Annotated in this window: 14 protein-coding genes and 1 pseudogene; 7 read left to right on the forward strand and 8 right to left on the reverse strand. The window is 60.5% G+C overall.

Going from position 1 to position 19,095, the window contains the following annotated elements:
* Window positions 1-60 precede the first annotated feature (60 nt).
* From OIL77_05150 to OIL77_05160, 3 genes are all read right to left on the reverse strand, one after another.
* Window positions 61-1,326 carry a DUF4143 domain-containing protein gene (locus OIL77_05150; protein HJI44793.1) on the reverse strand — a complete coding sequence of 422 codons (1,266 nt, stop codon included), beginning with the start codon at window positions 1,324-1,326 and terminating at the stop codon, window positions 61-63.
* A gap of 144 nt (window positions 1,327-1,470) precedes the next feature.
* Window positions 1,471-1,593 (reverse strand): helix-turn-helix transcriptional regulator, encoded by a 123-nt coding sequence (locus tag OIL77_05155; protein ID HJI44794.1) that lies wholly within the window; start codon window positions 1,591-1,593, stop codon window positions 1,471-1,473.
* Window positions 1,594-1,634: 41 nt separating this feature from the next.
* The gene (locus tag OIL77_05160) at window positions 1,635-1,889 is read right to left on the reverse strand and encodes a hypothetical protein (GenBank protein HJI44795.1); all 255 of its coding nucleotides are present in this window, start codon (window positions 1,887-1,889) and stop codon (window positions 1,635-1,637) included.
* Between the two features lie 59 nt (window positions 1,890-1,948).
* Between OIL77_05160 and OIL77_05165 the strand changes: the two are divergent.
* Window positions 1,949-2,233 (forward strand): annotated as a pseudogene (locus OIL77_05165) (ATP-binding protein).
* 46 nt (window positions 2,234-2,279) lie between these two features.
* On the opposite strand, the gene OIL77_05170 reads toward OIL77_05165, so the two are convergent.
* Window positions 2,280-2,507, reverse strand: coding sequence for a hypothetical protein (locus tag OIL77_05170; protein ID HJI44796.1), 228 nt, complete (start codon window positions 2,505-2,507; stop codon window positions 2,280-2,282).
* A 410-nt stretch (window positions 2,508-2,917) separates the two neighbouring features.
* On the opposite strand from OIL77_05170, the gene OIL77_05175 reads away from it, so the two are divergent.
* Window positions 2,918-3,652 carry an ATP-binding protein gene (locus tag OIL77_05175; GenBank protein HJI44797.1) on the forward strand — a complete coding sequence of 245 codons (735 nt, stop codon included), beginning with the start codon at window positions 2,918-2,920 and terminating at the stop codon, window positions 3,650-3,652.
* 214 nt (window positions 3,653-3,866) lie between these two features.
* On the opposite strand, the gene OIL77_05180 is transcribed toward OIL77_05175, so the two are convergent.
* The 4 genes from OIL77_05180 to OIL77_05195 form a co-directional block, all read right to left on the reverse strand.
* The gene (locus OIL77_05180) at window positions 3,867-4,880 is read right to left on the reverse strand and encodes an LPXTG cell wall anchor domain-containing protein (protein ID HJI44798.1); all 1,014 of its coding nucleotides are present in this window, start codon (window positions 4,878-4,880) and stop codon (window positions 3,867-3,869) included.
* Between the two features lie 28 nt (window positions 4,881-4,908).
* Window positions 4,909-5,652 (reverse strand): hypothetical protein, encoded by a 744-nt coding sequence (locus OIL77_05185; GenBank protein HJI44799.1) that lies wholly within the window; start codon window positions 5,650-5,652, stop codon window positions 4,909-4,911.
* Window positions 5,653-5,715: 63 nt separating this feature from the next.
* The gene (locus OIL77_05190) at window positions 5,716-7,035 is read right to left on the reverse strand and encodes an IS256 family transposase (protein ID HJI44800.1); all 1,320 of its coding nucleotides are present in this window, start codon (window positions 7,033-7,035) and stop codon (window positions 5,716-5,718) included.
* 101 nt (window positions 7,036-7,136) lie between these two features.
* Window positions 7,137-7,466, reverse strand: coding sequence for a hypothetical protein (locus tag OIL77_05195; GenBank protein ID HJI44801.1), 330 nt, complete (start codon window positions 7,464-7,466; stop codon window positions 7,137-7,139).
* A gap of 177 nt (window positions 7,467-7,643) precedes the next feature.
* On the opposite strand from OIL77_05195, the gene OIL77_05200 reads away from it, so the two are divergent.
* The 5 genes from OIL77_05200 to OIL77_05220 all read left to right on the forward strand — a co-directional run bounded on the left by OIL77_05200 (window position 7,644) and on the right by OIL77_05220 (window position 18,928).
* Window positions 7,644-9,485 carry an ABC transporter ATP-binding protein/permease gene (locus OIL77_05200; protein ID HJI44802.1) on the forward strand — a complete coding sequence of 614 codons (1,842 nt, stop codon included), beginning with the start codon at window positions 7,644-7,646 and terminating at the stop codon, window positions 9,483-9,485.
* Window positions 9,486-11,345, forward strand: a complete 1,860-nt coding sequence (locus OIL77_05205; GenBank protein ID HJI44803.1) for an ABC transporter ATP-binding protein/permease — start codon at window positions 9,486-9,488, stop codon at window positions 11,343-11,345.
* A gap of 493 nt (window positions 11,346-11,838) precedes the next feature.
* Entirely contained in the window at window positions 11,839-13,032 is a 1,194-nt protein-coding gene (locus tag OIL77_05210) for an ATP-binding protein (protein ID HJI44804.1), read from the forward strand.
* A gap of 454 nt (window positions 13,033-13,486) precedes the next feature.
* Window positions 13,487-14,038 (forward strand): flavodoxin family protein, encoded by a 552-nt coding sequence (locus OIL77_05215; protein ID HJI44805.1) that lies wholly within the window; start codon window positions 13,487-13,489, stop codon window positions 14,036-14,038.
* A gap of 873 nt (window positions 14,039-14,911) precedes the next feature.
* On the forward strand, window positions 14,912-18,928 hold the full coding sequence (locus OIL77_05220) for a fibronectin type III domain-containing protein (GenBank protein HJI44806.1): 4,017 nt from the start codon (window positions 14,912-14,914) through the stop codon (window positions 18,926-18,928).
* The last annotated feature ends 167 nt before the right edge of the window (window positions 18,929-19,095 follow it).

Consider the following 19,095-nt stretch of genomic DNA (forward strand, 5'->3'; position numbering starts at 1 on the left):
TGGTTTACGCACAAATTGAAGAAATCTAAAAGATGCGTCGATTTCACTTCGCCCGCAGCGTTACGGCGCGAGAACGTCCAATGGAACAACTTGGACGCCGCGGTCGGTAACATAGGCTTGTGAACCAAATCCAATAATCGCTACTTTAGAAACCGGCGGGGTGTTTCCGGCAGCAACCATCCGCTCTTCGACGGCAACAAGATTGTCAGATGCCTCTTCGATTTGAGCGGAACTGAGCTTGACCTCAACGGGAATCCACATCCCACCTGGAGCCGCTATGACAGCGTCGACCTCAAGATCGCGGGAATCGTGATAGTGATAAAGGCCCATTCCGTTTGCCCTCGCATAGACCCATAGATCATGGAGCGCCAACGATTCGAAAAGCAGCCCAAGTGTCTTGAAGTCTGACAACAACGTCTCCACAGTCGCCCCGAGCGCAGCCGCTGCAAGCGACGGGTCGGCAAGATGATGCTTACGCGCCTCCCTCAGATGCACCGGAGATCTCATCGCGGGATTCCATGCGGGGATATCGCAGACGAAACTCAATCTGCTAAGAAGGGATATGTATGATGCCGCTGTTTGTCTCGATACGTCGCCACCCAAATCGGCCACAAGCGTCTTGAGCGTCGCAAGAGTGGATTCGTTGCGCGCCAACGACGCGATGACGGCTTTCACTTTCTCAGGATCTCGTCGAGAGCCATCGACGCGGGGGATGTCTTCCTCAGCGACTATCTCGATATATCGTTTTGCCGTCGCGGACGCAATTCGCGCGTCACGCCCAATCGACGCCGGCCATCCACCGCAAACGATGCGCTCGGCGATCTCGGCAGAACCCATCGATCCGAAGGCGCCCCTGAACTTTTCGCCAGAAATGATGCCCGACAGCTTAACCGCACCGCTAGATTTCCCAAGTTCGAAAAGCGTCATGGTGTCCATGCGCAATTTAGCGAACCTTCCAGCGCCACTGTGCATCGGCCGCTCATTGTCTCGCGGTGTCGCCGACCCCGTAAATATGAACTGGCCAGGCTCGCCGCCGCGGTTGTCGCACTCAAACCGCGCCGCGTCCCAAAGTTTCGGAACCTCCTGCCATTCGTCGATCAGCCGCGGCACCTCGCCGGAAACGGCAAGCGCCGGGTCCGTCTCGGCACGGAAGCGATTCTCGAAGTTGCGCGACGGGTCCATGAGGAGGAGCCTGGACGCCGCACGGGTCCCGGCCGTGGTTGTCTTCCCGCACCATTTAGGTCCTTCGATGAGAACGGCACCGAATATCCCAAGCATCTGGTCGAGCTCATTTTCGATAATTCTAGCGTAGTACTTATTTGGCATAGTTTTCACCATTGCTTACCAGCGCGTTTAACCAAATTTACAGTTTTCATTTAACCAGATTCCAATTATTTGATTAACCAGATTTGCATATTTCGGTTAACGAGACAGATTAAACATGAACGAGCCAAGTCAGATGAGAATCATCTACTCGACACCGCGCATGAGCTCCGAAATGGTGATGTGAAAGCCGTCGGCAATCTTCTTGAGATTTGAAAGGCTGACATTGCGCTGCCCGACCTCAATGTTCGCGTAGTAGGAGCGATCCATCTCAATTAAATTAGCGGACGGAGTGCCCGGGCTCGTTGCGCCTAGGGCGCGGCGGGGTCGGCGACGTCGGAGGTGTCGATCTCGCCAAGAATGGCGAGCCGGCTGATGAACGGGATGCCCTCGGGTTCGTCCACCTCGACGCCGCCGAGCACGATGGTGTTGTCACGCATGTCGATTTGGGTCGTGAGCACGGCCTGATCGCGGCCTGAGGCGATAAAGCCGATGCCCGCGAGAACGATGCCCGCGGCAATAAGCCCGCCCGCCACGGCGAGGTAAATCTTCTTCGCGCTGGTCATGGTACTCACTCCTTTCTACGCCGCGAGATACGCGGCAGCAGCCCGGAGAGCGTCGCCCCCGCCGCGAACTCCTCATCCTGGACGAGCAGGGCTACGTGCCGCTGGACATCGAGGGCGCGAGGCTGCTGTTCCAGGTGATGTCGGTGCCGGAGGGCAGGCAGAGCATGATCGTCACGGCCAACATAGAGTTCAGCAAGTGGGTGACCGTGTTCGGCGACGACAAGATGGCGGCGGCTGTCGTGGACAGGCTCGTCTACACGGGCAGGCTCGTGGAGTTCAACGGCGCAAGCTGCAGAATTGAATCCCGTGTTTTGTGCTGCTTGCTGGCGTTGCCTGGGCATTGATGGCTACGTGGTTCAAGAGACGGCGGTGCTGTTGCTTGAATGAGTCCTAGGCCCTTTCGACACCACCTATATTGCGAATCAGCACCGCCGCCCACCCGACCGAATATTGCCGTTCGGCACCGCCATTAAATGCCTTCCCGCGCATCCCGTTACGCTCGGGCTGCCATGCAGTCCAGAGAACGAGGAGGTTCCACATGGCGAGAAGGATCAGGGCCAGGGAGGTCCTGAGGCTGAGGTCGGTGAACGGGCTTTCGCAGAACGCGATCGCCCGCACCGCCCACGTCTCGAAGCACAGCGTCCAGGACGTGCTGGAAGCCGCGAGGGAGCGGGGCGTCTCCTGGGAGGACGTCGAGGGGATGTCCGAGGAGGCCGCCTACGCGCTGCTGTTCCCCGGCAGGGGCGACGCCGGGCCGGTGCACGCCGACCCCGACTGGGCACGCGTCCACCGCGAGCTCGCGAGGACCGGCGTCACGCCGCGCTCGCCGTGCTCAGGCTGTCCAGGCGCTACACCCCGGCGAGGCTCGAGCGGGCGTGCGGGATGGCGCTCGCGACCGGGAAGAGGTCGCCGCGCTACCGCGACGTCGAGCCCGTGCTGAGGTCGGGGCAGGACAGGGCGCCAGCCGGCGAGGCGTCCGGGGACTGCGGCTACGTGCGCGGCGCCGGCTTCTACGGGGAGGAGTGAGCATGGACGTCAACGCGGAGACCGCCCGCAAGCTCAGGGAGATGGGGGCGGCCGAGCTGCTCGCCGCCCTCTCCGCCCAGGACGAGGCCGTGTGCGCCGGGATGGCGTTCGCCGAGCGCGTCCAGATGGCGGTGGACGAGGCGCACTCCGACTTCATCACGCAGAAGGTCCGCAACCTGACGAGGAGGGCCGGCCTCAGGTACCCCGAGGCCGACGTCCGCTCGGTCGACTTCTTCGAGGGCCGCGGCCTCGACAGGGTGGCGGTGGCCGAGCTCGCGACCTGCGGGTTCGTCGGGCGCGGCGAGAACGTGGTTCTCCAGGGCCTCACCGGCACGGGCAAGACCTACCTGGCCTGCGCGCTCGCGAAGGCCGCCTGCGCCAGGAGGGTGAGGTCGTGCTACGTCCGCCAGCCCGACCTCGAGGACCTCTGGCGCGAGAGCCGTGACCGGCCCGGCGGCGAGCGCAAGCTCGTCCGCAAGTACGGGGCGTTCGGCCTGCTCGTGATAGACGAGTGGCTGCTCGACAGGCCGGACACCGAGTTCAGGTCGATGCTGCTGGAGCTGATGGAGCTGAGGTACGGCACGGCCTCGACCGTATTCTGCACCCAGTTCAAGAAGAAGGACTGGCACCCGAGGCTCGGCGGCGGGGTGCATGCCGACGCCATCATGGACAGGATCGTGCACAACGCGGTCTGGGTCGACATGGGCGAGGCCAACATGCGGCAGCGCCGCGGATAGACCGGTAGCAATAAAAAAGCACCGGGGCCAGTGTCGGCCCCGGTGCCCAAGCGCGATATCGGCGGTGCTGTTTCGCGATATTCAACAGTGCTCAAGCGAGCAAATACTCAGCTTGAATTTTTGCAGTTAAAGAGGCCCGTTTCCCTGGGTTGGGGAAACGGGCCTCTTTTTGTCTCTTGGCTTGTGGATTGGCGAAGACAATAACCGTTGGCCGCTATTTTGAGTTCTTGAGGCGGCGTGTGGCTGTGGCGGTTATTCCGAGGCCTGCGGCGGCGATTCCTGCTAGTGCGATTGCGCTTGGCGTTGTGTCGCCTGTGTTTGCGAGCTTGCCGGCGGTCGTAGTTGCTTGCTTGCCGTTGCTTGTGTTCGCTTGCTTGGCGGAGCTCGGTGCGGCGTCTTTGCCGGTCGCGGGCGAGCCGGCGGGCTGTGCCGTCTCGTCCGGTTGCGCCGAGCCGGAGGGAGGTGTTGTCTCGGTCGGTCGCGTTATCTCGGGCGAGGCGGCCTTATCAGCTGCTGCTTTTGCCTCTTCGTATGCCTTGCAGGCGTCGTCATAGGCCGCCTGTGCCTTTTCCAAATCGTCGGTGAGCGCATTTCGCTTGGCTATGTCCTCGTCGATGCGGGCTTTGACTTCCTTCGCCTCACTTTCGAAATGCTGAACCTGTTTTTCCTGGCTTTCGAGCCGGCGTTGGTAGTGGTGAAGATCATCTTCACAAGATTTTTCTCGCGTTTCTGCCGCCATGATCTCACTGCGCAACTGCTTAATATGCTCCTTAATAGCTGTGCTGGGCTCCTCGTCGCCGAGTGCTTCAAGTGCCTTATCTAATTCTGCCTGAAGGCCGCTTGTCCGGTTGTGGGCCTCATCGTATTTGGCTTGGGCTGCATCGACATTCGCCTGCATGGCGGGAAGGGGTTCCCTCCATTTGGCGGCTTCCGCCACTATCATGTCGTAGAGTTCTTGAAATGCGGCAATGTCATCATCGATTTCCGCAAGTTTCTCGGGACTTGCGGCCTCTTTTGCGGCTTCGAGGTTTTTGAGCGCTTCCTGCATGGCTGCATACGCTTTGTCTTTTGCGGCGGCCGCATCTTCCGTCTGCAAGGCAACTGCATCGATGGGGGAGCTCGTTTCTGCCGCAATCGCCGTTACGGGGGCGATTCCTGCGACAAGCGCCACGGAGAGGGCGATGCCCATAGTTGCTCGTCTTGCTCTTCTTGCGAGAATGTCGTTCATCTCGGCACCTCATTTCAAGGGTCGGAGGCTATTTTGAGCACTTGATGCGGCGGGTGGCTGCGGCGGTTATTCCGAGGCCCATGGCGGCGATTCCTGCTAGTGCGATTGCGCTTGGCGCTGGGTCGCCTGTGTTTGCGAGCTTGTCGGCGGTCGTATTCGCTTGCTTGCCGTTGCTTGCGTTCGCTTGCTTGGCGGAGCTCGGTGCGGCGTCTTTGCCGGTCGCGGGCGAGCTGGCGGGCTGTGTCGTCTCGGCCGGTTGCGCCGAGCCGGAGGGAGGTGTTGTCTCGGTCGGTCGCGTTATCTCGGGCGAGGCGGCCTTATCTGCTGCGGCTTTCGCCTCTTCGTATGCCTTGCAGGCGTCGTCATAGGCCGTTTGCGCTTTTTTCAAATTGTCGAGGAGCGTATCTCGCCAGGCTATGAACTGGTCGCTATGGGCTTCATATTTCTCTGCAGAACGTTCACAGTCATTAACTCGTCCTTCCTGACTTCTGAGGCAGCGCTGGCACTCTCTTAGCTCCGTTTCGCAATGGCCTACATGCGATTTCGCCCCTACCATCTCATTTTGCAACTGCCTTATTTGCTGTTTAGTAGTTTCGACAAACTCCTCGTAGCCGAGTGCTTCGAGTGTCTTAAGCATCTCAAGTTTTTTGTCTAATTCTGCCTGGAGCTCGCTTACCCGGTTGATGGCCCCGTCGTATTTGGCTTGGGCAGCATCGACGTTCGCTTGCATGGCGGGAAGGAGTTCCCTCTCTTCGGCGGCTTGCGCCACCATCTTGGTCGCGCGCGCAGACGTGGTGTAAGAGTGTCCTGAGGTCCGTCGCTGCAAGTCCCGATGTTACTCCTTCTTGAGACCGCGCTTCTCGACTATCTCGTCCACTATCTCCCCGGCGCGCCGCCCGAGCGCGCGGCGCCTCCCCTCTGTCGGGGCCGGCCTGTCCGCGGGCCCGGCGAAGCCCTCGGCGGCCGAGGCCTCGGAGAACACGCGCTGCTGGGACCACTGCCCCTCGGTCTCCATGAGGCTCGCGCACGTCAGGCGCAGCATCGACTCCCTCGAGGGGAAGGACTGCACGACCCTGTAGCGGCGCTTGATCTCGCGGTTGGCGCGCTCCTGGACGTTGTTGGTGCGGAGCTTGGCCCAGTGCGCCCTGGGGAAGGCCGTGAACGCCAGCGCGGAGTCCTCGGCCCGCTCGAAGACCTCGCCGGCCCTGGCGGACACCGACGCCACCCAGGGCGCCGCCTCGGCCCACACGCAGCGCGCGAGGTCGGGGTCGTCCTGGTAGACCGCGGCGTGCACGAGGTCCCTGACGGCCGCCTTGGAGTCCTCGGGCCTGCCCGAGCAGGCGCTCTGGAGGTTGCGCTGCAGGTGCGTCACGCAGCGCTGCCAGGCGCAGCCCTGGAACAGGCGCGAGACGGCGGCCACGAGCCCGGCGTGGCTGTCGGAGACCACGAGGCGAACGCCGGCCAGCCCGCGCTCGCGCAGCCCGCCGAGGAATGCCGCCCAGGAGTCCTCGCTCTCGGTGTCGACCACGTCGCAGCCCAGGAAGTGCTTGCGCCCGTCGGCGCCCAGCCCGATCGCGGTCACGACGCCCTGCGAGACGACCGACGAGCCGACCCTGCAGCTCATGTAGGTGGCGTCGAGCCACAGGTAGCAGCACGGCGTGCCCGAAAGGTCGCGGCGGCGGAACTCCTCCACCTCGGCGTCGAGGTCGGAGCAGAGGCTCGAGACCTCCGAGCTCGACAGCGAGGATATGCCCAGCCTGGACGCCACGCGCTCGACCTTGCGGGTGGACACGCCGCACGCGTACATCTCCTGCACGATGGAGGCCACCGAGGTGTCGACGCGCGACCATCGCGCGAGCATGCCCTCGGGGTAGTAGGTGCCGTGCCTGAGCTTGGGTATCTCGAGCTCCACGTCGCCCACGGCGGTCTTGAGCGACCTGGGGCGGTAGCCGTTGCGGCTGTTCTCCCTGCCGTCGCTGCGCTCGTTGCGGCCCGCGCCGCACATCTGCTGGGCCTCGGAGTCCATCAGCGCGTTCATCACGCCGCCCAGCACCCTGCACGCGAACTCGCGCGCGTCGCCGCACTCCTGCCAAAGCCTCGCCGCCTCGAGGGCCTCGTCGCGGCCGAGGCGCAGTACACTCTCTTCTTGGGGCATCGCCTTTCCTTCCATTCGTCACCTTCATTACTCCAACGACGAATTCTAGGCGGTGTCCCCTCCCTTTCAAGAAAGAGAAGAGGCGGGGCATGCCCCGCCTCTTACACCACATCTCTGCGCGCTACCACCATCTTTTCGCGGAACTCTTGAAAACGGGCAATGTCATCATTGAATCTCGCAATTTTCTCTGGACTTGCGGCGTTTTGTGCGGCTTCGAGGTTTTTGAGCGCTTCCTGCATGGCTGCATACGCCTTGTCTTTTTCGGTGGCCGCGGTTTCGCTCGAGGCCGCCGTCTGCAGGACAACTGCATCGACAGGGGAGTTGGTTTCTGCCGCTATCGCCGTTGCGGGGGCGATTCCCGCGGCAAGTGCCAGGGAAAGGGCGATGCCCATGGTTGCTCGTCTTGCTCTTCTTGCGAGAATGTCGTTCATCTCGGCACCTCATTTCAAGGGTCGGCGGCTCAACTTGGTAGCACTAAGGTAAGTATATCAGGCGATTGACCTGCTCTTGAATCTCGCCAGAAATGACTCGTTGTTTACGCATGCTCTAGGGCGACAGTACTATCATGGTTCGAATTGAGTGTGAATGATGATAGGGAGCGCCTTTTTATGATTGAGTTGCTCAGGCGTTTTGGCGGTAAGTTTCGCCGGTATATGGTGATTGGCCCTGCGTGCAAGCTGATCGAAGTGGTATTCGACCTGCTGACGCCGCTGGTGATTGCCCAGATGATCGATAAGGGCATCGGCGCGCACGATGTGAATGCCGTCGTCCACTACGGTATGCTGCTTGGCGCCATGGCTGTGATCGGCATCTCGTTTACGCTCGTCTGCCAAAAGATGGCGGCGCTCACCTCGCAGGGCATGGGCACCGATATTCGCGGCGCGCTCTATGGGCACATCAATAAGCTGAGCTATGCCGAGCTCGATCGCTTTGGCACGCCGTCGCTCATCACACGCATCACCAACGACGTCAACCAGGTGCAGCTGGCCGTGGCGTTGGGCGTGCGCATGCTCATCCGCTGGCCCTTCCTGGCGGTGGGCTCCATGGTCGCGGCTCTCGCCATCGACCTTAAACTCGGTATTATCTTTTTGATTTGCACGCCCGCCATCGGCCTGGTGTTTTGGTTTGTCATGGCGCGCTGCATCCCGTACTACAAACAGCTGCAGGCAAAGCTCGACCGCATCGCGCTTATCTGCCGCGAGGGGCTTTCGGGCGCTCGCGTGGTCCGTGCGTTTGTGCGCGAAGACCACGAGCGTGAGCGTTTTGCCCAGGCTGCCGATGACCAGGCGCATGTCGCCATCGCGGTGGGCAGGCTCTCGTCGATTCTCAACCCCGTCACGTTTCTTGTGATGAACCTGGGCGTGTGCGCCATCCTGTGGGTGGGCGGCATCCAGGTCAACGTGGGCGAGCTCACGCAGGGTCAGGTCATGGCGTTTGTCAACTACATGACGCAGACCCTCACCTCCATCGTCTACGTCGCCAACCTGGTCGTGGTCTTTACCAAGGCGAGCGCCAGCGCGTCGCGTATCAACGAGGTGCTTAACTGCGCGCCGAGTATCACCGACGAGGGCAACCAGTCGGTCGCGCTGCCCAAGCCGGGCAATGTCGCTCCCGTTCCTGCGCTGGGCTTGAGCCATGCGAGCTTCTCGTTTGGCGCCGGCGCTGCCAACGCCGTCAACGATGTGACCCTGGAGCTGCCGCTGGGCAAGACGCTCGGCATTATCGGCGGCACGGGCAGCGGTAAGTCGACGCTCGTCTCGTTCATCCCGCGCCTGTACGATGCGAGTACCGGCAGCGTGAGCGTGATGGGCGCCGACGTGCGCACCTGGCCGCTCGACCAGCTGCGCCGTGTGGTCGCGACCGTCCCACAGCGCGCGTCGCTGGTGAGCGGCACCATCCGCAGCAACCTGACCTGGCGCGACGAGGCTGCGACCGACGAGGAGCTCTGGGTGGCGCTCGACATGGCGCAGGCGAGCGAATTCGTGCGCAACAAGCCGCAAGGCCTGGATGCCCCGGTCGAGGCGGGCGGCAAGAACTTCAGTGGAGGCCAGCGCCAACGCCTGACCATTGCCCGCGCCCTGGTGGGCTCGCCGCAGATTCTCATCATGGACGATTCTGCCTCGGCGCTCGACTTTAAGACCGACGCGGCGCTTCGCCATGCCATCCGCGAGCGCAGTGTGCGCGGTGCCGCCGAGGGCGGGCTGCCGCTGACCACCGTCATCGTAAGCCAGCGCGTTTCGACCGTGCGCGACGCCGATATGATCTGCGTACTTGACCACGGTTCGGTCGCGGGCCTGGGCGCGCACGATGAGCTCTACACGACCTGCCAGCTCTACCGCGAGATTTGCCAGTCGCAGCTTCGCCGCGAGGAGCTCGAGGGCCAGCAGGGGAGTGCGACGCCCGCTTCGGACTCCGCCCCTGCATCCACCCGCGCAAAGGAGGGCTGCTAAATGAATCCGTATACTTCTTCCGGTTCGGTCGCCACGATGACGGCCAATGTGTCCGGTAGCGATAACCTCAACGATCTGGGTGACGGCCCGCGCCAGCCCGGCGACCCCGAGCGCTACCCCGTGGGCGCGGTGACTCGCCGCCTGATGGGCTACGTCCGTCCGCACCGCATCTCGTTTGCGGCGTCGTTTGTGAGTGCCGCCATCTCGGTGATTCTGCAACTCTATACGCCCATCCTCGTCGGCGAGGGCATCGATCTCATCGTTGCCGCCGGACAGGTGGACTTCGATGCGCTGCTGCCGCTTGTCACCAAGCTCGCGATTGTCGTGATGGGCGCTGCGGCGTTCCAGTGGCTGCAGGGCTACTGTGTTAACCGCCTGTCCTACGAGACGGTGCGCGACATGCGCGTGGAGGCGAGCGACAAGCTCAGCCGCATGCCGCTCAGCTTTATCGACAGCCATGCCCACGGCGACCTTATGAGCCGTGTGGTCAACGACGTCGACCAGGTGGGCGACGGCCTGCTGCAGGGCTTTACCCAGCTCTTTACCGGCGTCATCACTATCGTGGGCACGCTTGCGTTTATGCTGTCCATCAACCTAACCATGACGCTCGTGGTGGTGCTCGTCACGCCGCTCTCCATCTTTGCGGCCGGCGCCATCGCCAAGCTCTCCAACAAGAGCTTTACGGCTCAGCAGCGCATTCAGGGTCAGCTCGGCGGCCATATCGAGGAGTACGTGGGCGAGCAAAAGCTTGTGGATGCGTTTGCCTACGGCCCAAATGCGCAGCAGCGCTTCGATGCCCTCAACGCCGAGCTCTATACGGCGGGCGAGCGCGCACAGTTTATGGGTTCGCTTTCCAACCCCGGCACGCGCTTTATCAACAACATCATCTACGCCGTGGTCGCCGTGATCGGCTGCGTGGGCGTGATCACGGGCGTGCCCGCGGCGCTCACGGTGGGCGGCGTGCAGATCTTCCTGTCCTACGCCAACCAGTACACCAAGCCGTTCAACGAGGTCACCAACGTCATTACGCAGATCCAGACGGCCTATGCCTCGGCCCGCCGCATGTTTGCGCTGCTCGATGCGCGCGAGCAGGAGCCCGACGCTGTGGATGCCATTGAGCTCACTGCTCCGCAGGGCGAGGTCGCCTTTGAGCATGTGGACTTTAGCTACGTGCCCGACCGCAAGCTGCTGCAGAACATCTGCATCGACGCCAAGCCCGGCATGCGGTTTGCCCTGGTCGGTCCCACGGGCTGCGGCAAGACGACGCTCATCAATCTGCTGCTGCGCTTTTACGATATCGATGCCGGGCGCATCGTGGTCGACGGTCGCTCCTCGCGCGACTACACGCGTGAGAGCCTGCGCCGCGCCTTTGGCATGGTGCTGCAGGACACCTGGCTGTTCGAGGGCACGGTGGCCCAGAACATTGCCTACGGTTGCCCCGACGCCACGCGCGAGCAGATTATCGAGGCGGCTAAGCGCGCGCACGCGCACAAGTTTATCGTGCAGCTGCCGCAGGGCTACGACACGGTGATCGGCGAGGACGGCGGCACGTTTAGCCAGGGCCAAAAGCAGCTGCTGTGCATCGCGCGCGTCATGCTCACCGACCCGGCGATTCTGCTGCTGGACGAGGCAACCTCGAGCATCGATACCCGCACCGAGCTACAGGTGCAGGCGGCATTCGACGAGCTCATGGCCGGCCGCACGAGCTTTGTCGTGGCGCACCGCCTCTCGACAATCCGCAACGCCGACTGCATCCTGGTCATGCGAGACGGCGAGATTATCGAGCGCGGCACACACGACGAGCTGCTGGCGGCAGACGGCTTCTACGCCGAACTCTACCGCAGCCAATTCGCCCAGTAAGCACGGTCATGGGACAAATTAATCAGAAGTGTTTGTCCCAAGATTATGCATTCTATCTGCGGCGTGGTGACGATTGACGAAATAATGTGGTGACGATTGATCTCGATTGGGGGCGCTGGGAAACTTAACTGTTTCAAAGCGTATACCTTTTGAGACGTCGGGGCCTTGAATATGAACAATAAGATGCGTATCAGTTCTCGATTTGTCGCGAATCTCCGCGAAAGCTTGCGAACCATCGCGAAATCCTGTGGCCCATTCGCGATGGTTCGATGATGGGACCGGCTATACCGGTTTTTCGATATGGCTATGGCAGTTTTTATATATCGAGTGAGCACGAAGAGCCAGAAACTCGACTCGCGGAGGGGGCGGCGGCAACCCGCTGGTGAAGGGAGTTAAGTTGGCGGGTTCGATCTCCCGGTTCTAAAAATACTCAGTATACTGAGTGATTTTACTCAGTATACTGAGTATTTAAGAAACAAGGAGGTAGATTGACATGTTTGAGCGCCATCAAGTTGCCGTGATAGCCCAGAGGATGCGGGAAACGAATAATCCGTTGATGCAATTTATAATCGGGCCCCGCCAAACGGGAAAGTCGACCATGTTCGTGCAGGCGTTGCACCATGCAGACATGCCCTGTCACGTGGCCAATGCGGACGATGTTGTGAATCCCGATGCCAGCTGGCTGCAAATCGAGTGGCAACAGGCAAGAAACCTCACGTCTGGAGGTAAGGTCCCGGCCGTTTTCGTTGTTGATGAGATTCAAAAGGTGCAGAGTTGGTCCACGGTCGTCAAGGGATTGTACGACCGGGATCGCCGGGAGGGGACGCCGCTCAAGGTCATTTTGACCGGATCGTCGTCGCTGCTGCTGCATAAGGGCTTGGAAGAATCCCTTATGGGCCGTTACGAGCTCATTCGGTCGCCGCATTGGTCCTATCGCGAGTGCAGCGAGGCCTTTGGCTTTTCTTTTGAAGACTATCTCTATCACGGTGGATATCCGGGTGCGGCGCCGCTGGTTTCCGATGACGCCCGTTGGCGAAACTATATCCGAGATGCGATCGTCGAGCCGGCGATCTCGCGCGATGTTCTCTCGTTGGAGAATATCCGCAAACCGGCGCTGATGCGCGCGCTCTTTTGGCTCGCGGCGAGCTATTCGGGGCAGGAGCTTTCGTATTCAAAAATGGTAGGCCAGCTGCAGGATGCCGGTAACACGGTCACGGTCGCCGGGTATTTGGACCTGCTGGGCAAGGCCGGTTTGGTTACGGCGATTCCCAAGTTCAGTGACAAGGAGCTCGCAAAGCGCCGAAGCACCCCGCGGCTCATGGTTTATGACACGGCGTTTATGACGGCGCTCGGCGATAAGGGCCGAGCAGAATGGCTGGAGGATTCGGCGCGGCGGGGTCATTTGGTGGAATCGGCAGTGGGTGCACGACTGCTTGCGCGCGCGCCGGAAGAGGGTTTTGAGGTCATGTGGTGGCGTGAGGGCGTCAAAGAGGTCGACTTTGTGCTGCGAAGGGATGATGCGCTGAGCGCCATCGAGGTCAAAAGCGGTGGAGAGTCCGGCCAGAGCGGCATGTCGACGCTCCTAAAAAAGTATCCGCGAGCCAAGCGGATCGTCGTGGGAGGGGCGGCGGCCGGGGCGTGCACCGTGGAGGATTTTCTGCTCGATAAGGTGACGCTGTTTAACTAGCCTGAGCAAATTGAGAAAATACTCAGTATAGTGAGTGAAATCACTCAGTGTACTGAGTATTTTGACTTGGGCGTTGGATGGGTGCTCGGCCGCCGCGTGCGATGGTGAAAACCGGGCCAGGCCTTACCAGCGGATATGCATGCAGGAGGGGCTTCCAATTTTCATGTCCCGCTCATATCGTCTGTCAGAAACCTGACGAATGACCTGTCCCCCTGTCATGCCCTTGTCACAAAATCTATTAACGGGACCGTCAAATTTCCTCATGCATTTTCTGACGGTACCGCGGTTCCCGCATGATTTTTGGCGCTTGCGCTTCAGGCGGCTTTATCCATTGATGTCAGCTGTGCCCTCAATCAGCAGAAGTTGGTTTACATCTGTCACGTTAGTACTAAGATATTCATCTAATAAATTGCATTAGTGGCTTTAGTTTTGGGGGAAACGAGGCAACGTGACTATGACATGCTCTTTGGTGGTTAACAGCAAGAGCGGTAATACCAGGATGGTTTCGGGCGCGATCAAGCGCGCTCTGCAGGCTGCGGGTGTTGAGTTTGTCCATGCCGCGGCGTTGAGCGACGATGCGGATGCAAATCAGGTTGCGCTCGAGGCGCAGGGCGCCTGCGCGGCCGACACGGTGCTCGTCGGTTTTTGGTGCGACAAGGGCGCGTGCACGCCTTCGGTCGCGGCGCTGCTCTCCGCCTTGCACGGCAAGCGCGTCTTTCTGTTTGGCACCTGCGGTTTTGGCGCCGACCAGAGCTATTACCAGCAGATTATCGACCGCGTATCGTCTAACTTGGCCAATGATGCCGAGCTTGCGGGCTGGGCGATGTGCCAGGGCAAGATGGGCCCCGCGGTCAAGCAGCGTTACGAGGCAATGCTTGAGCAAGAACCCGAAAACGCGCGCTATAAGATGCTGCTCGACAACTGGTTTGCCGCAAAGGACCATCCCACCAAGGAAGATTTGGACAACATGGCCACAGCCGCAAAGAAGGCCGTGCTGGGGGAGTAGCTCCCATCGCTGACGGCGGTCGGTCCATCTTTCTAAATGTAACGTCCTCCCGGGCGTCGGGGCACGAAGTTCCCTGCTCTACAGTCCTGCGCAAGACGAAGGCCACATTAAGTGGCCTTCTTTGCGTGCGGAACTCGCGATGAACTTCGTGCCCCGCCGTCCGGGAGGACGCCTCTTTATTGATGGGAGGCCTGATAGGTCGATGGTTCCGTGCCCGGATGCGTCCAAAGTGGGACGGGCTTTCCGGATGGGCAGGCTTTCGAAAAATGCGTCCCGGAATTTGCCTTTGGAATGGGACGTAGTTTCCCGTTGAGGTGCTTTGCGGAAAGTGCATCCCACTCTGGGCGGCCGAAGTGGGACACACTTTCCCAAAGGCGCTCCAACGGGAAATTGCGTCCCATTATTCGGTCAAGAAACGGGATGCATTTTCCCAATGAGAGCAAAACCGGAAAATGCATCCCACAATCAGCCCTCAAAGTGGGACGCCGTTTCCCAATGAGGCTCAAGCGGAAAATGCATCCCGGAATTTGCGCTCAAAGTGGGATGCGGTTTCCGGTTGAGGGTCTAAGGGGAAAGTGCGTCCCAGAATCGACGCTTGAAATGGGATGCAGTTTCCCGATGAGGCACTCGACGGAAAATACATCCTAGAAATGGCCTTTGAGCTGGGATAAGATTTCCGCGGCATCTCGGATTCTCAAAAATGAGACACGCCGTTGGCGAAAATGAGACACGTGATATCGGGCATCGGACGTATCATTTGCAAAAATGAGTCCACTCCACTCGAGTAAAGCGAGGTCCCTCATGTACGTTCCACACCCCCGTATCCGTAGGCTGTCGAAAATCCCGCTTGTTGGGACGGCGGCGCTTGCTGCGTTGATTGCCACGAGCGTCGCCTGCTTCACGGCCACGCCCCAGGTTGCCCAGGCGGCAGACGCGCCCGCAATCACCGATATGACCGAGCAGGATTATCAAGCCCTGGGTCTGGGCACGAGCGAGGACATTCCGGCCGATACCGTTGGCCCCTATTCCACTGATACCCCCACGACGTTTGCCACGCGCAGCGAGGTCTATATGGCAGCTAACGGTAGCCATGGCAATCGCTACACTCTGCGCGACAAGCTCGAGAACGTCGAGCGCGGTGACATTGGCGGCAGCAGCAAACTCACCGATGGCTATGGAAGTGTGTGGGGCGCCGCAAAGTTCTGGCAAAACGTCAACAACTTCGATACGAACAGCGATCTCTACAAGCATAGCGACTACGGTGGCGGCACCTGGTCGTACCTAAGCAACAATGAGTCCTCAACAGTACTCGCCAACGACAACAACGGTTTCTCGGGCATTCACGCCACGAGTGTTGAGTTCTGCAGCGACGCCAGCACGGGCAAAAAGAGCCGCGTTGCCGAGCTCCGTGCCTACGGCGACAGTTCCTCCACGACGATTGACGGCAAGTCATACGCCGGAAAGGTTGAGCTGGTCCTCTACTCGTTTAGCAACGGGCGCACGCGCACTCTCGACACACACCTGCCGGTGACGGTCAACACTAATATGATGTACGAAGGCCGTTTTAAGTACCTGGATGCCGGTTACCTGCAAGAGCACGACGCCGTCTTTGATGTCGAGGCGGGCGATGTCGATGGCGACGGCGTCGACGAGCTTTTTGTCTACGCGGGCTGCTATGTCGACGAGAACGGCGTGCGCAAGGCTGTAGTCGACATGTATGACTTGGAGGGCGGCAACTGGAAGCAAAGCGTCGTCAAGATCGATGCCGGTAACGCCGCGGACTACACCACGCACAACAAGGGCGGGAACGACTCCTGGACGCAGCTTCAGTCAGCTCCTGTCGTTTCGCTAGCGGCCGGCGACCTCGATCGCGATTTTTGCGATGACCTCGCCATCGTGGTCTCGGCACCCTACGGCAAGAAGAATATTGATAAGTCGACGCATTGCGAGCTGTTTTCGTGGGATGCATCCAAGGGTGCGCTCGTCCATGTCGATGCTCTGGGCGACGCGGGCGCAATCTCCCTCTCCGCGAACGGCAAGACCATGGTCGCTGCGAATGCGACGTTCGGCACGTTTGCCGCCTACGATGAAGAAGGAAAGAAGACGGGTGAAACCGTCACGGGCCTTATTCTTGCGGGCTATGACTGGCAACGCAGCGCTTTTGATTACGGCGCTTCTGACGGCAGCAAGGGGCTGTACGGCGCGCTGTACCGCTACGCGTATTTTGACTCGGAGTCTGGCGAGTTCAAGCTTTCCGATTGCAAGGAATACAGAGACGGGCTCCTCGCCTCCTATGGGCTGATGCATGTGCCCAACAGCGCATGGAAGGATAGCGCTCAGGATAAGCGCTATCCGTGCACCTTGGCGCCTATTGCCCTTGCCACTGCCAACCTTGACGGCCTGTCCGAGCAGCTGGCGGTCGACGAGGTGCTCGTGGGCGGCGATGTGTTCCGCGACTTTGCCTGCAACACGGCACAGAGCGGGGCTCAGGGCTTGGGGTCCATGGTCGGAACCATGAGCATGAGCGGTCAGCAATACAACAGCAGCAACAAGCAGGACCACAAGGGTATAGAGCAGGTGTGGATCAGCGACGTCAAGGCGGGCAGCGTCTCGGGTTCGGACCGCTATAACGAGAGCTTTATCGCCGTGGTGGGCAAGCACCGCGACGAGGACCTGCGCAAGAACGATGACTACTATTGGATGACCGCCTCGCATTTTTCGCTCGACGAGAACGGAAAGGTGCGCCGCGGCGAGGAGCAGGTGATTAGCGAGAGCAACCGTCGCGGCACTACCTACGGCACATTTATCTCGCTCGCGCTGCCCGATGTCGACAACGACAGCGTCAAGATCACGTACAAGGACCGCTACAAGGTCTATACCAACCCGCGCGTGCTTGCCGTGCTGCAGGATGCGCCCTATGTTGAGGATCTGGAGCAGGCATACGGCTATCTGGTGTTGGGCGGCACGTCATACGGAGAGGAAAAGGGCACGGGGACATCCCAGGGCTATACCATTGGCGCCGAGTTGGGCGTTGCCGTCGAGGTGCAGACCGGTCCGCCCCTGGTCGCGATGAATGCTTCAGTCGATTTTGCCGCCGAGGGATGCTATGACTACCGGAGCGAGCGCACGGTCAGCGCAAGCGTAAGCTATGAGTCGCATGCCGGCGAGGGTGACAAGGCCGTGCTCTACACGATTCCGATGGTCTATTACGAGTATGAGATCGAAAATGAGGAAACTGGTGGCAAGGGCGTGATGGCGGCGCCCGTGTCGCTCGGCGCGCAGACCTCGGTCGTTAATGTCGAGGCCTATGACCGCATTGCCAAACAGCACAATATGACGCCGCTCAGCTACTTTTTGACCAACCGGTCGGGAGAACCCGGAACCTATCAAACGACGCTCAACGGCGAGACTCCCGTTGGGGATTCCTTTGGCCTGGGCAAGCCTGGCGTAACGCGCGCCTACACGCACGATGGGTTTAACGGCGCCGTCGCGCAGTCGGGGGCGAGCATTGAGCAGACCATCGAAGTCGAGGAGGGCAAGGAGCAGGAGCTCGAGCTCGGCTTGACGCTGAACGGCAGCGTTGTCATGGGCGCGAAGCTCGCAAAGCACGAGTTGTTTGGCGGCCTGTGCTTTGGTGCCAACGCCGGCTTTACTACGGGTAACTCCTCGAGTGAATCGACCGAATACGGCGGCACCGTCGACAACCTGCCCGAGGCCGCGCAGGGCAAGTACGGTTTTGTGTGGCGTCTGGGCGTCAACGCGGTGGATGTCGACAAGTTCGAGGCAGGCTCGGGCGACAAGCTCGGCACCAAGGACACCGACCAGTTCTGGATCGTGGGCTATGACGTTAAGGACGTCGAGATGCCCGACGCGCCGGCCGTGACGGGCTTTACGGCAAACGCCGTCGATTCGACCAGCGTTACGTTTAGCTGGGACGATGTACTCGCAAACAAGAGTGGCTTTAGCTACGGCGTGGGCATGCTGCAGAGCAATGCGGCGGATGCGGTCGTCAATAGCTGGAAGATTGCCGACAACACGCAGACCTCGCTCAAGTGGGATGGGCTGCAGCCCAATACGGAGTATCGATTCGCCATCGCCGCCGTTAAGAATGGATCCACGACCGAAACAGGTATTCGCTCGGCAATCATCACGGTCAAGACCATGCCCGATGGCATGACGATGACCGTGAGCGGACCTGCGGCGGATGCTGCGGAGGGGTCGGATCTTGGATACGACTCTTCGGTTGAGCGCACGGCGGGAAGCCACCTGACGCTCTCGGCGATTGGCCATGTGAAGCAACTCGGTGCCGACGATAGCGAAACAGGGCTGGCACCGACCTATATGTGGTACCGCAAGGGCCGCGGCGAGACGGAGTTTAAGCTCGTGGGTGCCGATGGCAACCTCGCGGCTGGAACGGCCTCAAAGCTCGAGATTGACCTGACCGCAGACGATGACGGTGCGCAGTATTACTGCCACGTGGGATACAACGACGTGGGCCTCGACACCGGCACGACGCTCGTGAATATCGAGGCCGAGGAGACGGCGCCCACAACGGTGAACGCCACCCCGATCCGCACGCGCCGCCTGTTCTCACAGGCAAGTGCGGGCGCCAAGAAGTTCCTGGACCATACGCTGGTAAACACCGCCGGCCCAACCGATTCCGAAGGCTCAAAGGACCCCGAGACTCCTGAGACCCCGACGAACCCGGACAAGCCCAAGTCCGACAACGGAGCTAAGACCGACACCAAGGTCAAGACTACGACCACAGCGAAGAACCTCGCAAACACCGGCGACCAAACATTCGCCCTAGTCGCCACCGCAGCAGCAGCGGGAGCAACGCTCGTAGTGATAGCCCTCATCATGCTGATCAAGCGCCGCAAGACCCACTAGTAGCCAGTCGAACATATCGACAACCCAAAAACCCGGGTAGCCAAAAAACAGGCCACCCGGGTTTTCTGTTGAGTGGAGACTCCGCAAGCGGAAACTGCATCCCACAATTAGCGCCCGGAACGGGACACATTTTCCGTCAAGCCCTCATCCGGAAAATCCATCCCAGT

The sequence above is a fragment of the Coriobacteriaceae bacterium genome (assembly GCA_025993015.1).
GTDB lineage: Bacteria > Actinomycetota > Coriobacteriia > Coriobacteriales > Coriobacteriaceae > Collinsella.

What these genes read in the sequence shown, in the direction of transcription:
- OIL77_05150 (HJI44793.1), bottom strand. Translation starts at nt 1,326, where the DNA reads ATGCCAAATAAGTACTACGCTAGAATTATCGAAAATGAGCTCGACCAG.
- OIL77_05155 (HJI44794.1), bottom strand. Translation starts at nt 1,593, where the DNA reads ATGGATCGCTCCTACTACGCGAACATTGAGGTCGGGCAGCGCAATGTC.
- OIL77_05160 (HJI44795.1), bottom strand. Translation starts at nt 1,889, where the DNA reads ATGACCAGCGCGAAGAAGATTTACCTCGCCGTGGCGGGCGGGCTTATT.
- OIL77_05175 (HJI44797.1), top strand. Translation starts at nt 2,918, where the DNA reads ATGGACGTCAACGCGGAGACCGCCCGCAAGCTCAGGGAGATGGGGGCG.
- OIL77_05180 (HJI44798.1), bottom strand. Translation starts at nt 4,880, where the DNA reads ATGAACGACATTCTCGCAAGAAGAGCAAGACGAGCAACTATGGGCATC.
- OIL77_05185 (HJI44799.1), bottom strand. Translation starts at nt 5,652, where the DNA reads ATGGTGGCGCAAGCCGCCGAAGAGAGGGAACTCCTTCCCGCCATGCAA.
- OIL77_05190 (HJI44800.1), bottom strand. Translation starts at nt 7,035, where the DNA reads ATGCCCCAAGAAGAGAGTGTACTGCGCCTCGGCCGCGACGAGGCCCTC.
- OIL77_05195 (HJI44801.1), bottom strand. Translation starts at nt 7,466, where the DNA reads ATGAACGACATTCTCGCAAGAAGAGCAAGACGAGCAACCATGGGCATC.
- OIL77_05200 (HJI44802.1), top strand. Translation starts at nt 7,644, where the DNA reads ATGATTGAGTTGCTCAGGCGTTTTGGCGGTAAGTTTCGCCGGTATATG.
- OIL77_05205 (HJI44803.1), top strand. Translation starts at nt 9,486, where the DNA reads ATGAATCCGTATACTTCTTCCGGTTCGGTCGCCACGATGACGGCCAAT.
- OIL77_05210 (HJI44804.1), top strand. Translation starts at nt 11,839, where the DNA reads ATGTTTGAGCGCCATCAAGTTGCCGTGATAGCCCAGAGGATGCGGGAA.
- OIL77_05215 (HJI44805.1), top strand. Translation starts at nt 13,487, where the DNA reads ATGACATGCTCTTTGGTGGTTAACAGCAAGAGCGGTAATACCAGGATG.